Below are 13,587 nucleotides of genomic sequence, written 5' to 3' on the forward strand. Positions count from 1 at the left end.
ACTGCGCCCACTTGCCGGATGTCAGCCGGTGAAGCCGGCCACGTTCTCCTCCGTGACCACCTTCACCGGCACCTTCACCGTCTCCGCGACCTTCTCGCCCCGCAGCGCCTTGAGCGCGTTGTCCACGGCGATCCTGCCCAGCTCCGAGGGCTGCTGCGCCACGGACGCGTACAGCGTGCCGTTCCCGACCGCGGTCAGGCCGTCAGGCGTGCCGTCGAAGCCGACGACCTGGACGGACTTGCCGGCCCTGGAGCCGAGCGCCTTGATCGCGCCGAGCGCCATCTCGTCGTTGGCGGCGATGACGCCCTGGACGTCCGGGTGGGCCTGGAGCAGGTTCGACATCACGTCGAGGCCCTTGGTGCGGTCGAAGTCGGCCGGCTGCTGGGCCAGCACCTGGATGCCGGGGTAGGCCTTCAGGCCCTTGGCGAAGCCCTCGGCGCGCTCGCGGGCCGCGGAGGTGCCCGCCTGGCCCTGGAGGATGACGATCTTGCCGGTGCCGCCGAGCTTCTCGGCGACGGTCTTGGCGGCGAGTTCACCGCCGGCCACGTTGTCGGAGGCCACGAGGGTGTCCGTGGTCGCCTTGTTGACTCCGCGGTCGACCGCGACGACCGGGATCTCCGCCTTGTCGGCGGCGCGCACGGCCGGACCGGCCGCGTCGGAGTCCACCGGGTTGACGACGATCGCGTCGTAGCCGGAACTGGTGAAGTTCTGGAGCTGGTTGGCCTGCTGCGAGGCGTCGTTCTGCGCGTCGGTGACGGTCAGGTCGACACCCAGCTTCTTCGCCTCGGCCTTCGCGCCGGACTGGATCTGCACGAAGAACGGGTTGTTGAGGGTGGACAGCGCGAGACCGACCTTCGGGTTCGCCGTCGACGACGACCCGTTGTGCAGGAAGGAGGTCGCGCCGACCACCGCCACGGTGACGACCGCGGCGAGCCCGTACGTCGCCGCCTGCCGACCCTTGCCGCCGCCCGTCCCGGCGGCCACCGGGGTCGCCCCGGCCTTGCGCCGCACGGTGTCCAGCAGCACGGCCAGCGCGATGACGACACCGATGACGACCTGCTGCCAGAACGCCGACACCGACAGCAGGTTGAGGCCGTTGCGCAGCACGGCCAGGATCAGCGCGCCGATCAGGGTGCCGGACGCCTTGCCGGTGCCGCCCGCGAGGGAGGCGCCGCCGATGACGACCGCGGCGATCGCGTCCAGCTCGTAGCCGTCGGCGGCCTGCGGCTGCGCGGAGGACAGCCGGGAGGCGAGCACGATGCCCGCCGCGGCCGCGAACACGCCCGACAGCGCGTAGATGGCGAGCTTCTGCTTCTTCACCCGCAGGCCGGACAGGCGCGCGGCCTCCTCGTTGCCGCCGATGGCGTACATCGAGCGGCCGATGTAGGTGCGGCCCAGGACGAACGCGGCGATCAGGCCCATGACGACCATGACCAGCACGGGCACCGGCAGCCAGCCGCCGAGCGTGTCCCCGAGGTGCGAGACGGAGTCGGGGAAGGCGATCGGCGAGCCCTCGGAGATCACCAGCGACAGACCGCGCGCCACCGACAGCATGGCGAGCGTCGCGATGAACGGCGGCAGCTTGCCGTAGGCGATGAGGAAACCGTTGACCAGACCGGCCGCGATGCCGGTGGCGACGGCCAGCACGACCGCGAGGACGACCGGCACGCCGTGCGAGGTGGCGCTCCAGGCGAGGACGGTGGCCGACAGCGCCGCCACCGAGCCGACCGACAGGTCGATGCCCGCCGAGACGATCACGAAGGTCACGCCGAAGGCGAGGATGGCGGTCACGGCCGCCTGGACACCCACGTTGAGCAGGTTGTCCGTCGTCAGGAAGTCACCCGACAGCGCCGACATGGCGACGACGAGGACGATGAGCGCGGTGAGCGCCCCGTTGTCGAGCAGCAGGCGGCGCACCGCCGCGGCGCCGCCACCGGCGCCCGTCGTGCTCTTGAGCGTGTCAGCGGCCACGGCCGGCCTCCACTTCAGTGGTCGTAGGGGTGGTAGGGGGTGCAGGAGTGCTCACGGCGAGTGCCATCACCGCGTCCTGGGTGGCCTCGCCCGCCGGGAGTTCGCCGGCGATCCGGCCCTGGGCCATCACCAGCACCCGGTCGCTCATGCCGAGCACCTCGGGCAGGTCGCTGGAGATCATCAGGACGGCGGCCCCGGCGGCCGTCAGCTCGTTGATCAGCTGGTAGATATCCACCTTGGCGCCGACGTCGATGCCGCGCGTCGGCTCGTCGAGGATCAGCACCCTGGTGTCCGCCAGGAGCCACTTGCCGATGACGACCTTCTGCTGGTTGCCGCCGGACAGCGTGCGCACCTGCTGGCCGAGCCCGGCCATGCGCACGCCGAGCTGTCCGGCGATGCGGCCCGCGGCCTCGTGCTGTCCCTTGAGGTCGACGAGCCCGGCACGGGTGGCCGAACGCAGGGTGACCAGGCCGAGGTTCTCCTCGACGGAGGCGTCCAGCACCAGCCCCTGCCCCTTGCGGTCCTCCGGCACCAGTCCGATCCCGGCGGCCATGGCCGCGCCCACGTCGTGGCGGGGCAGCCGCGCGCCTGCCACCCGCACGGCCCCGCGGTCGTAGGGGTCCGCTCCGAAGACGGCCCGTACGACCTCGGTACGGCCCGCGCCGACCAGCCCCGCCACACCGACGACCTCGCCGGCCCGCACCTCGAAGCTGACGTCGTGGAAGACGCCGTCCCGCGTCAGCCCCTCGACGGACAGCAGGGCGGCGCCGGCCTCGGCGCGCTCGCGCGGGTACTGCTGCTCGATGGAACGGCCCACCATCAGCCGTACCAGCTCGTCCTCGGGCGTGGACGCCGGGACCTGCCCGACGCTCCTGCCGTCCCGGATGACCGTGACCCGGTCGCCCAGGGCCGCGATCTCCTCCAGGTGGTGGGTGATGAACACGATGCCCACGCCGTCCTCGCGCAGCCTGCGCACGATCGCGAAGAGCTTCTCGACCTCCTCGGAGGTGAGCACGGCCGTCGGCTCGTCCATGATCAGCACGCGCGCGTCCAGGCTCAGCGCCTTGGCGATCTCGACCATCTGCAGGCGTGCGATGCCCAGTTCGCGCACCCGCGTGCGGGGCGACACGGTGACGCCGACCCGCTCCAGCAGGACCGCGGCCTCGGCCTCCATCCGCTTGCGGTCGATCATCCCGAACCGGCGCGGCTGGCGCCCCAGGAAGATGTTCTCGGCGACCGTCAGGTCGGGGACGAGGTTGAACTCCTGGTAGATGGTGGCGATCCCGAGGCGCTCGGAGTCCTGCGCCCCGTGGATGCGCACCTCCTCGCCGCCGGCCAGGATCCGCCCGGCGTCGGGCGTGTAGGCACCGGAGAGCATCTTGATGAGGGTGCTCTTGCCCGCGCCGTTCTCACCGAGCAGCACGTGCACCTCGCCCCGCCGCAGGTCGAAGTCGACGCTGTCGAGCGCGACCACCCCGGGGAAGGTCTTGCGTATGCCTTCGATGCGCAGCAACTCGTCCGCGTTGCTCACGTCTGGCTCCTGTTCCTTGCTGAGTTCTCGCCGTTGCCGCCGGTGTCGCCGTTGCTGCCCGTCTCGCCCGTCTCGCCCGTCTCGTCCGTCTCGTCCGTCTCGCCGCACGAGCGGCGCACGACCAGGCGGGCGGGGAGGGTGACGGACCGCGGGGTCCGCCCCTCGATCCGGTCGACCAGCGCGCGTACGGCCGCGCGCCCCAGCTCGCCCGTCGGCTGGGCGATGGCGGTGACCGGGGGATCGGTGTGCACGAACCACGGGATGTCGTCGAACGCGGCGAGCGCGATGTCGTCGGGAACCCGCAGCCCACGCGCGCGTACGGCGTCCAGCGCACCCAGCGCCATCAGGTTGTCGGCGGCGAACACGACCTCGGGCGGCTCGGGCAGGTCGAGGAAGCCCTCGGTGACCCGCCGGCCGCTCTCGGCCTGGAAGTCGCCCTGCCCGATGTAGGCGTCCGGGAGGTCGATGCCGCAGGCGCCCAGGGCCGCGCGGAACGCCTCGACGCGCTCGCTGCCGGTGGTGGTGGCGGCCGGACCCGCGATGATCGCGAGCCGGCGGTGCCCCAGCCGGTGCAGGTGCGCCACCAGGTCCCGTACGGCCGCCCGTCCGTCGGCCCGGACGACCGGCACGTCCACGCCCGGTATCCACCGGTCGACGAACACCATCGGGGTCCCCGCGCGCGCGGCCTCCAGCATCAGCGGCGAGCCGCCGTCGGTGGGGGAGACGAGCAGACCGTCGATCCGGCGGTCCAGCAGGGTCCGTACGTGGTGGTCCTGGAGGTCGGGCCGCTCGTCGGCGTTGCCGATGATGACGCTGTAGCCGAGCGCGCGGGCCTCCTCCTCGACGGAGCGGGCCAGCTCGGTGAAGTAGGGGTTCATCACGTCGCTGATGACCAGGCCGAGGGTGCGGGTCTGGTCGGTGCGCAGCGACCGGGCGACGGCGTTCGGGCGGTAGCCCAGGGCCTCGACGGCGGCCAGCACGCGCGTGCGTGCGTCTTCGCTGACCGACGGATGGTCGTTCAGGACACGCGACACCGTGGCGACGGAAACGCCCGCCCCGGCCGCGACGTCCTTGATGCTCGCCATCGCCGCTCCACCTCCTTGTGGAATCGTTTACATGTGCGTCACGGAGGATTGGAATCGATTACACGAGCGGCGCGCAAGACCCGAGACCGGATCGTGATGTCACACCGGTGGGCAGGCGGTGTCCGGACATGGCGACGGCCCCCTCGTGACCACGAGGGGGCGAGAAGTCCGTCAGCGCGTCGGTGACCGCGGGCGGGCGACCTGTGGCGGTGGGTTCGGGCGCCGCGGCGTCACAGGTTGAGGCTCAGGACGCGGGCGACGGTGATCTCGACGACGACCAGGTCCGGCGGGACGGGCGGGGGCGTGCGGTAGCGGGCGGTGTAGCGGCGGACCGCCTCGGCCAGGTGCTCCGGGTCGTCGGTGACGACGGCCCGGCCTTCGAGGGTGACCCAGCGGAAACCGTCCGCCTGACAGAGCGCGACGGGGGCCGCCGGGCCGCCCGCCGCCACGTTGCGGGCCTTGCGGGCTCCGGCGCGGGTGGTCACCCGGGCCAGGCCGGCCGCCGTGTCGTAGGTGAAGCGGACGGGGGTGACGTGCGGGGTGCCGTCGGGCCGCAGGGTGGTGAAGGCGGCCGTGCCGGGTCGGGTGAGGAACGCCCTTGTCGCGGGCGTGAGTTCGGCGGTCGCCCGGCTCACTTCTTCTTCACTCCCTCGTTCCAGATCAGCTTGACGATGCTCGGCTTCACGGCCGTCGTGACGACGCCCATGGCCTTGCGGACGTACCGCTGCTCCTCCAGCTCGCGCAGCATGGCGGCGGCGAGGTCGGCACGGGCGGTGAAGACGCCGTCGGCGCTGGTCTCGGAGGTGAGGTAGTCGGTGACGACGGAATGGTCGAAGAGACCCGAGGGCCGTACGAGGGTCCAGTCGAGGTCCGTCCCGCGGATCACGTCCTCCATGCGGCGCATGTCCGCGTGGAGGGTGCGGCCGAGGCGTCGGGCCACCAGCGGGTCGAGCACGTGGTTGAAGAAGTGCGCGCCGGTGGGACGCCAGTGCGGGTCCATCATGTTGGAGCTGACGACGAGCAGCCGCTTGACGCCGTGGCGGGCCAGCGCGGCGGTGACGGCGGTCGCGCTCGCCGAGTACGTGGTGACGGCCCGCCTGCTGAAGGGGGTGCCCAGTACGGAGAGGACGGCGTCGGTCCCGTCGATCGCGGCGTCGACGGCCGCCGGGTCGGTGGCGTCGGCGACGGCCACCGCGAGGCCGGGCCGTGCGGTCAGGGAGCCGGGGCGGCGGGTCACGGCGACGACCTCGTGGCCGCCCGCGAGGGCCTGGTCGGTGAGGTGGCGGCCGGTCGGCCCGTTGGCGCCGAAGACTGCGATGCGCATGGCGTCGGGTCATCCCTTCGTGTGGTGCGTGTGATGCCTTCGTGTGATGCCGGGAACGCCCTTGACTGTGCGGATCGCGGCTCGCAGGCTCAACGCCGATGAATAACTCCGGTCCCGCCCCCGCCCGTACCCGAGGCCGCCCCCGCGGCAACCCGCCGACCCGCGAGTCGATCGTCACGGCGGCCCGTGACCTCTTCCTCCGGAGCGGCTACCGGCGCACCACCCTGCGCGCGGTGGCCGGGGCGGCCGGGGTCGACCCCGCGCTGATCGCCTACCACTTCGGCTCGAAGAGGGGCCTGTTCGCGGACGTGATGCAGTTCCAGTGCGCCAACGCGCTGGCGGTGGACGACGTCCTCGGCGGCGACCCGGCCACCCTCCCCGACCGTCTGATCGACGCGGTGACGGACCTGTGGGAGAACGCCGACTTCGTCCGGCTGAGCGCCCGGGGCGAGGAGGCCGCCGAGGTGATCCGCGAGTACCTGGAACACGAACTGCTGGCCCGGCTTGTTGAATTCCTCGGCGGCCGGGACGCGACCGCCCGCGCCACGGCCGCGGTGACGATCCTGGGCGGCCTCATCTACACCCGCTACCTCAACCCGCTCCCCACCCCCGCCGCCCTCACCCCGTCCGAGGCCCGCCGCGTCCTGGCCCCGGCGCTGCGCGCGGCACTGTCCCCGAGGCCACGCTCCACGCCGACCGCCGGAACGGCCCACCGGGGCTAGGTCCTGTTGCGAAAGTGGATCTTGGTCGTGGATGATCACGCCCTGTGGGGCGTGGTGATCTGACGAATGGACAGTGGGCCCGGCTTGAGCCGTTGTTGCCGCAGGGCATCAAGCCGGGTCGTCCGCCGGTGTGGACGCGACGGCAGCTGATAGACGGCATCCGGTGGCGGACCCGTACCGGTGCTCCCTGGCGTGATGTGCCGGAACGCTACGGGCCCTGGGAACGGGTCTACGACCTGTTCCGGCGCTGGCAGCGCGATGGCACCTGGGCCAGGATCGTCACTCAGCTCCAAGCTCAGGCGGACGCGAAGGGCCTGATCACCTGGGACGTGAATATCGACTCCACCGTCTGCCGGGCCCACCAGCACGCCGCCGGGGCCTCGAAAAAGGGGATCTGCAAAAGGAACCGCCCGGCGGCATTGCCGTTGAGCCGGCCGACCATGCTCTCGGACGTTCCCGAGGCGGCCTGACCACCAAGATCCACCTTGCCGTCGAGCAGGGACAGAAGCCGCTGAGCGTCGTGATCACAGCCGGACAGCGGGGTGACTCGCCGCAATTCGAGCCGGTCCTGGAAGCCATCCGGGTACCCCGCCTTGGTCCGGGCAGGCCCCGCAGGCGGCCGGACCGGGTGCGGGCCGACAAAGCGTACGACTCCCGCCGCAACCGGGCCTACCTGCGCAGACGCGGGATCAAGGCGCCCATCCCGGTCCCCGCCGACCGCGTCCGCAACCGCCAGAAACTCGGTGCCCGAGGCGGTCGGCCGCCGAAGTTCGACAAAACCGACTACAGCGAGCGGCATGTCGTCGAGTGCGGGATCAACCGCCTCAAGCGCCACCGGGCCGTGGCCACGAGATACGACAAGCTCGCCGTCCGCTACGAGGCGACCGTGTTGGTCGCAGTCCTCAACGAGTGGCTGTGACCAACACCTTTCCAACAAACCCTAGTCGACCCTGACCACGTACTTGCCCTGCACCCCGCCCGCCTCCAGCGCCCGGTGTGCGGCCGCTGTCTCTTCCAGCGGGAAGACCGTGTCCACCGCCGGCCGCAGCTTCCCCTCTGTCACCTGGCGGGCGAGGTCGTCGAAGAGCGCACGTTCGGGGTTGCCGCTGAAGAAGCGCACCCGGCCGCGTCCGTGGACGGCGCTGGCCGCGATGTAGCCCAGCGAGGCGACGGGCCGCGTCAGGTCGAAGGCGATGGTGACCATGCGTCCGCCCGGCTTCAGCATCCGCCGTACGGTACGCAGGTCGGTGCCCGCCGTGTCGAGGACCACGTCGAACAGCCCCAGTTCCGCAGGGGACACGGTCCGGTGGTCGACGGCGTGGTGGGCACCGAGCGTACGGACGAAGTCGAGGTTGGCAGCGCGGGCCAGGGCCGTGACCTCGGCACCGTACGCCTGTCCCAGCTGGACGGCGGCGTTGCCGACGCCGCCCGCCGCGCCCCGTACAAGCAGCCGTTCGCCGGGGCGCAGTGCGGCCTTGTCGCGGAGGGCCGTGACGGCCGTGGTGGCCACCGGCAGCGCGGCAGCGGCTACGAGGTCCAGTCCGTCCGGGACCCGGCCGAGCCGCTCGGGCCGTACCGTCACGTACTCGGCGGCGCTGCCGAATCCGGAGCTGCGGCCCAGGACGCCCCACACCTGGTCGCCGACCGCTACGCCGGTCGCGCCGGTGCCGAGTGCGGCGATCTCGCCAGTGAAGTCCAGCCCGATGCGCTGCGGGAACTTCCGGCCGGTGATGAGGCGGGCCCGACCGGAACGGGCCGCCAGTTCGCCGCCGTTCACGCTGAACGCGCGCACGCGCACGAGGACCTCGCCGGGTGCCGGTCCGGGACGTGGCACCCGGCCCACATACAGCACCTCGGGGCCGCCGAAGCGGTCGAACAGTACGGCTTTCATCGTGCGGTCGTCCATCGTTGCGTTCTCACCTTCGCCATCAGTGGCCGTGCGGGGGATCGTGGCGCCGAGCGTAGGCTGGCAAGCGGACGAGATCGTCCATTTGACCGGAGGTGAGAGACAGCGGTGGGGGAATCCTCTCGGATCGCGGGGCAGGACAGTCTGCGGGCGGACGCCCGGCGCAACCGGCGGCGCATCCTTTCGGCTGCCCGCGTGGTCTTCGCCGAGCACGGCATCGACGCGCCCATGGCGACCGTGGCCCGGCGGGCGGGGGTCGGCGTGGCGACGCTGTACCGGCGTTTCCCGACGCGGGACGCACTGGTGCGGGCCGCGTTCGCGCACCAGATGGACACCTGCGCTCGGGCGCTCACCGAGGCGCTGGCCGACCCCGATCCGTGGCAGGGCTTCCAGCGACTGGTCGAGACGGTCTGCGAACTGCAACGGGAGGAACGGGGCTTCCCGGCCGCGTTCGTCGCGGCCTTTCCGGACAGCACGCGAGAACACGCGCGGGTACGGGAACAGGCCGAGCGGGACTTCATCACCCTGGTCCGCAGGGCTCAGGCGGCGGGCGTGCTGCGGGCCGACTTCCACCCCTCCGACTTTGCCGTGGCCCTGTTGTCCCACTGCGGTCTGGTCACCGCATTGCCGGATGACCGTGCCGCGTCCCGGCGTCTGGTGGCGTACTTGCTCCAGTCGTTCCGCGCCGAGGCGGCCCACGGAGCGCTGCCAGCGCCGAGCGCACTGTCGCTGCGCAGTCTTCCGCTCGCGGCCCACGGCTCCCAGGGACAGCGGTCCTCCGGAGCCTGATACGAAGCGGCGCCTGCCGCGTGGCCGCCCTTCGGGTGACCGCGCCACTTTCGCAACAGGCCCTAGCCGGCCGCCGACGGAGGCGCAGCCCGGCCCCGACCGCCCCGGAGTCCCGTGATCCCGCTCCCGGTGCCACTGCCGGTCCCGGTCCCGTTGCCGGTCTCCGGGGATGCCGGACTGGTGCCCGTGATGTCACACCTCGGCGCTACCGTCGGACCATGTCCACTCAGGCGGGAGCCTCCCAGGCGGAGGAACGGCGACTGGCCGTGCTGGAAGGCGTGCTGGAACGCATCACGTACGCGAACGAGGAGAACGGCTACACAGTCGCCCGCGTCGACACCGGCCGGGGCGGCGGCGACCTCCTGACGGTCGTCGGCGCCCTGCTCGGCGCCCAGGTCGGCGAGTCCCTGCGGATGGAGGGCCGTTGGGGCTCCCACCCGCAGTACGGCAAGCAGTTCACGGTCGAGAACTACACGACCGTGCTGCCCGCCACCATCCAGGGCATCCGCCGCTACCTGGGATCAGGGCTGGTCAAGGGCATCGGCCCGGTCTTCGCCGACCGCATCACCCAGCACTTCGGCATGGACACCCTGAAGATCATCGAGGAGGAGCCGAAGCGCCTGATCGAGGTGCCCGGCCTCGGCCCGAAGCGCACCAGGAAGATCGCCGACGCCTGGGAGGAGCAGAAGGCGATCAAGGAGGTCATGCTCTTCCTCCAGACCGTCGAGGTGTCGACGTCGATCGCGGTCCGCATCTACAAGAAGTACGGCGACGCCTCCATCTCCGTCGTCAGGAACCAGCCCTACCGGCTCGCCGCCGACGTCTGGGGCATCGGCTTCCTCACCGCCGACCGGATCGCCCGGTCCGTCGGCATCCCGCACGACAGCCCCGAGCGCGTCAAGGCGGGCCTGCAGTACGCGCTGTCCCAGTCCAGCGACCAGGGCCACTGCTATCTGCCCGAGGAGCGCCTGATCGCCGACGCGGTGAAGCTGTTGCAGGTGGACACCGGCCTCGTCATCGACTGCCTCGCCGCACTCGCGGAGCCTGTCGAGGAGGGCGAGGAGCCCGGGGTCGTACGGGAGAGGGTCCCGGGTCCGGACGGTAGCCCGGAACCCGTCACGGCCGTCTACCTGGTCCCCTTCCACCGGGCCGAACTCTCCCTGTCAGCCCAGCTTTTGCGCCTCCTGCGCACCGAGGCGGACCGCATGCCGGGCTTCCGTGACGTGGCGTGGGACAAGGCGCTGTCCTGGCTGCGCGCCCGTACCGGCGCCGACCTCGCCCCCGAGCAGGAGGCCGCCGTCAAGCTCGCGCTGACCGAGAAGGTCGCCGTCCTCACCGGCGGACCCGGCTGCGGCAAGTCCTTCACGGTCCGCTCGATCATCGAACTGGCCCGCGCCAGGAAGGCCAAGGTGGTGCTCGCCGCCCCCACCGGCCGCGCCGCCAAACGCCTGGCCGAGCTCACCGGCGCCGAGGCCTCCACCGTCCACCGCCTCCTCGAGCTGAAGCCCGGAGGCGACGCGGCGTACGACCGCGACCGCCCGCTGGACGCCGACCTGGTGGTCGTCGACGAGGCCTCGATGCTGGACCTGCTGCTGGCCAACAAGCTGGTGAAGGCGGTCCCGCCGGGGGCCCATCTCCTCTTCGTCGGTGACGTCGACCAGCTCCCCAGCGTCGGCGCCGGCGAGGTGCTGCGCGATCTGCTGGCCGACGGCGGCCCGATCCCCGCCGTGCGTCTGACGCGCGTTTTCCGCCAGGCGCAGCAGTCCGGCGTGGTGACCAACGCGCACCGGATCAACGCGGGGCAGCACCCGGTCACCGACGGCATGAAGGACTTCTTCCTCTTCGTCGAGGACGACACGGAGGAGGCGGGCCGGCTCACGGTCGACGTGGCCGCCCGTCGCATTCCGGCCAAGTTCGGCCTCGACCCCCGCCGGGACGTACAGGTCCTCGCCCCCATGCACCGCGGCCCGGCCGGCGCCGGCACCCTCAACGGACTGCTCCAGCAGGCCATCACCCCCGGCCGGCCCGACGTCCCGGAGAAGCGGTTCGGCGGCCGGGTGTTCCGCGTCGGCGACAAGGTCACCCAGATCCGCAACAACTACGACAAGGGGGAGAACGGGGTCTTCAACGGCACCGTGGGTGTGGTCACCTCGCTCGATCCGGTCGACCAGCGCCTCGTCGTGCGCACCGACGAGGACGAGGAAGTGCCCTACGACTTCGACGAACTGGACGAACTGGCCCACGCCTACGCCGTGACGATCCACCGGTCCCAGGGCAGCGAATATCCCGCCGTGGTGATCCCCGTCACCACCGGAGCATGGATGATGCTCCAGCGGAACCTGTTGTATACGGCCGTCACCCGCGCCAAGGGGCTGGTCGTCCTCGTCGGCTCCCGCAAGGCGATCGGCCAGGCGGTGCGCACGGTGTCGGCGGGCCGCCGCTGCACCGCTCTCGACTTCCGTCTCGCGGGCGGGCGCGGAAAATGATCGATCAAATGAGTCACGAAGGTCACAGAGCTCTTCCGCAACCGTGACGGAGGCGGCAGGATGAGCAAGTTGGCGGCACTGAGTGCCGTGGATAAGCCCAATGGCCGACCCCGAGTGCACTCTCATGCGCCAAATGGGGGATGGTAGAGACAGTCAGGGCAACCTCGAAGAAGAGGCACAACGTCGGTGAGGGATGACGTGAGCGAGCAGACCAACAACGCTGTAGTACTGCGGTACGGCGACGGCGAGTACACCTACCCGGTGATCGACAGCACCGTCGGCGACAAGGGCTTCGACATCGGGAAGCTCCGCGCCCAGACCGGTCTCGTGACCCTGGACAGCGGCTACGGCAACACCGCCGCCTATAAATCCGCCATCACCTACCTCGACGGCGAACAGGGCATCCTCCGGTACCGCGGCTACCCGATCGAGCAGCTGGCCGAGCGGTCGACCTTCCTCGAGGTCGCGTACCTGCTGATCAACGGCGAGCTGCCGACCGTCGACGAGCTCACCGTCTTCAAGAACGACATCACGCAGCACACCCTGCTGCACGAGGACGTCAAGAACTTCTACAGGGGTTTCCCGCGCGACGCCCACCCGATGGCCATGCTGTCGTCGGTGGTGTCCGCGCTGTCCACGTTCTACCAGGACAGCCACAACCCGTTCGACGAGACGCAGCGCAACCTCTCCACGATCCGCCTGCTCGCCAAGCTCCCGACGATCGCGGCGTACGCCTACAAGAAGTCGATCGGTCACCCGTTCGTCTACCCGCGCAACGACCTCGGCTACGTCGAGAACTTCCTGCGCATGACCTTCTCGGTCCCCGCGCAGGAGTACGACCTGGACCCGGTCGTCGTCTCCGCGCTCGACAAGCTGCTCATCCTGCACGCGGACCACGAGCAGAACTGTTCGACGTCCACGGTCCGCCTGGTCGGCTCCTCGCAGGCCAACATGTTCGCCTCGATCTCGGCCGGCATCAACGCCCTGTGGGGCCCGCTGCACGGCGGCGCCAACCAGTCCGTCCTGGAGATGCTCGAGGGCATCCAGGCCAACGGCGGCGACGTCGACTCCTTCATCCGCAAGGTGAAGAACAAGGAGGACGGCGTCCGCCTGATGGGCTTCGGCCACCGGGTGTACAAGTCCTTCGACCCGCGCGCGAAGATCATCAAGGCCGCGGCCCACGACGTCCTCTCCGCCCTCGGCAAGTCCGACGAGCTGCTGGACATCGCGCTCAAGCTGGAGGAGCACGCGCTCTCCGACGACTACTTCGTCTCGCGCAACCTCTACCCGAACGTCGACTTCTACACCGGCCTGATCTACCGGGCCATGGGCTTCCCGACCGAGATGTTCACGGTCCTGTTCGCCCTCGGCCGGCTGCCGGGCTGGATCGCCCAGTGGCACGAGATGATCAAGGAGCCGGGCTCCCGCATCGGCCGCCCGCGCCAGATCTACACGGGCGTGGTCGAGCGCGACTTCGTCCCGGTCGAGGAGCGCTGACGCCTTCCGGCGAGGAGTGCCGGCACCCGTCGGCGCGGGCGTTTTTCCCCGGCGCCCCGCTGTCCGGGGCGCGTCCGCTCGGCTTTGACCGGCGGGACCTCCGGGTCTCTCGGCAGGGGCGCGGGTGGCTTGCGGGTCCGGCCGAGGGGCCGGGGGTCGTCCCCCGGGGCAGTGCGGCCACGGGCGTGGTCGAGCGCGACTTCGTCCCGGTCGAGGAGCGCTGACGCCTTCCGGCGAGGAGTGCCGGCACCCGTCGGCGCGGGCGTTTTTCCCCGG

The 13,587-nt window shown here is 71.1% G+C and carries 11 protein-coding genes; 5 read left to right on the forward strand and 6 right to left on the reverse strand.

The genetic code is table 11. The features are described from left to right. Positions 1 to 21: 21 nt before the first annotated feature. The 5 genes from ACGFQC_RS01195 to ACGFQC_RS01215 form a co-directional block, all read right to left on the reverse strand. Positions 22 to 1,971 (reverse strand): substrate-binding domain-containing protein, encoded by a 1,950-nt coding sequence (locus ACGFQC_RS01195; RefSeq protein ID WP_363088386.1) that lies wholly within the window; start codon positions 1,969 to 1,971, stop codon positions 22 to 24. Next, complete coding sequence (locus ACGFQC_RS01200; RefSeq protein ID WP_363088385.1) at positions 1,961 to 3,502, reverse strand: sugar ABC transporter ATP-binding protein; 1,542 nt, start codon at positions 3,500 to 3,502, stop codon at positions 1,961 to 1,963. Before ACGFQC_RS01200 ends, ACGFQC_RS01195 begins: the two co-directional genes overlap by 11 nt. Continuing rightward, entirely contained in the window at positions 3,499 to 4,587 is a 1,089-nt protein-coding gene (locus ACGFQC_RS01205) for a LacI family DNA-binding transcriptional regulator (RefSeq protein WP_363088384.1), read from the reverse strand. The genes ACGFQC_RS01200 and ACGFQC_RS01205 overlap by 4 nt, the downstream gene beginning before the upstream one ends. Before the next feature lie 230 nt (positions 4,588 to 4,817). Further along, positions 4,818 to 5,222 (reverse strand): TIGR03618 family F420-dependent PPOX class oxidoreductase, encoded by a 405-nt coding sequence (locus tag ACGFQC_RS01210; RefSeq protein ID WP_363088383.1) that lies wholly within the window; start codon positions 5,220 to 5,222, stop codon positions 4,818 to 4,820. Next, entirely contained in the window at positions 5,219 to 5,911 is a 693-nt protein-coding gene (locus tag ACGFQC_RS01215) for an NAD(P)H-binding protein (protein ID WP_363088382.1), read from the reverse strand. Before ACGFQC_RS01215 ends, ACGFQC_RS01210 begins: the two co-directional genes overlap by 4 nt. Positions 5,912 to 6,009: 98 nt before the next feature. On the opposite strand from ACGFQC_RS01215, the gene ACGFQC_RS01220 reads away from it, so the two are divergent. Continuing rightward, positions 6,010 to 6,633 carry a TetR family transcriptional regulator gene (locus tag ACGFQC_RS01220; RefSeq protein WP_363088381.1) on the forward strand — a complete coding sequence of 208 codons (624 nt, stop codon included), beginning with the start codon at positions 6,010 to 6,012 and terminating at the stop codon, positions 6,631 to 6,633. Between the two features lie 44 nt (positions 6,634 to 6,677). Continuing rightward, positions 6,678 to 7,552, forward strand: a protein-coding gene (locus ACGFQC_RS01225) for an IS5 family transposase (protein WP_393287468.1) whose coding sequence is annotated in 2 segments (ribosomal slippage) — positions 6,678 to 7,044 and positions 7,044 to 7,552 — 876 coding nt in all. Because the reading frame shifts where the segments join, the coding sequence is not laid out codon by codon here. A gap of 21 nt (positions 7,553 to 7,573) precedes the next feature. On the opposite strand, the gene ACGFQC_RS01230 is transcribed toward ACGFQC_RS01225, so the two are convergent. Then, positions 7,574 to 8,539, reverse strand: coding sequence for an NAD(P)-dependent alcohol dehydrogenase (locus ACGFQC_RS01230; protein WP_363088380.1), 966 nt, complete (start codon positions 8,537 to 8,539; stop codon positions 7,574 to 7,576). Between the two features lie 108 nt (positions 8,540 to 8,647). On the opposite strand from ACGFQC_RS01230, the gene ACGFQC_RS01235 reads away from it, so the two are divergent. The 3 genes from ACGFQC_RS01235 (at position 8,648) to ACGFQC_RS01245 (ending at position 13,311) form a co-directional block, all read left to right on the forward strand. Further along, positions 8,648 to 9,328 carry a helix-turn-helix domain-containing protein gene (locus ACGFQC_RS01235; RefSeq protein WP_363088379.1) on the forward strand — a complete coding sequence of 227 codons (681 nt, stop codon included), beginning with the start codon at positions 8,648 to 8,650 and terminating at the stop codon, positions 9,326 to 9,328. Positions 9,329 to 9,546: 218 nt separating this feature from the next. Next, positions 9,547 to 11,814: an ATP-dependent RecD-like DNA helicase gene (locus tag ACGFQC_RS01240; RefSeq protein ID WP_363088378.1), complete on the forward strand. Its 2,268-nt coding sequence runs from the start codon at positions 9,547 to 9,549 to the stop codon at positions 11,812 to 11,814. Positions 11,815 to 12,012: 198 nt separating this feature from the next. Continuing rightward, a complete protein-coding gene (locus ACGFQC_RS01245) occupies positions 12,013 to 13,311 on the forward strand; it encodes a citrate synthase (RefSeq protein ID WP_363088377.1) in 1,299 nt (432 codons plus the stop codon). The last annotated feature ends 276 nt before the right edge of the window (positions 13,312 to 13,587 follow it).

It is taken from the genome of Streptomyces sp. NPDC048734 (assembly GCF_043198675.1).
GTDB lineage: Bacteria > Actinomycetota > Actinomycetes > Streptomycetales > Streptomycetaceae > Streptomyces.

Bases quoted from the DNA above. Each gene is read 5' to 3' on its own strand.
- ACGFQC_RS01240 (WP_363088378.1), top strand. From the start codon at position 9,547: ATGTCCACTCAGGCGGGAGCCTCCCAGGCGGAGGAACGGCGACTGGCC.
- ACGFQC_RS01220 (WP_363088381.1), top strand. From the start codon at position 6,010: ATGAATAACTCCGGTCCCGCCCCCGCCCGTACCCGAGGCCGCCCCCGC.
- ACGFQC_RS01205 (WP_363088384.1), bottom strand. From the start codon at position 4,587: ATGGCGAGCATCAAGGACGTCGCGGCCGGGGCGGGCGTTTCCGTCGCC.
- ACGFQC_RS01215 (WP_363088382.1), bottom strand. From the start codon at position 5,911: ATGCGCATCGCAGTCTTCGGCGCCAACGGGCCGACCGGCCGCCACCTC.
- ACGFQC_RS01230 (WP_363088380.1), bottom strand. From the start codon at position 8,539: ATGGACGACCGCACGATGAAAGCCGTACTGTTCGACCGCTTCGGCGGC.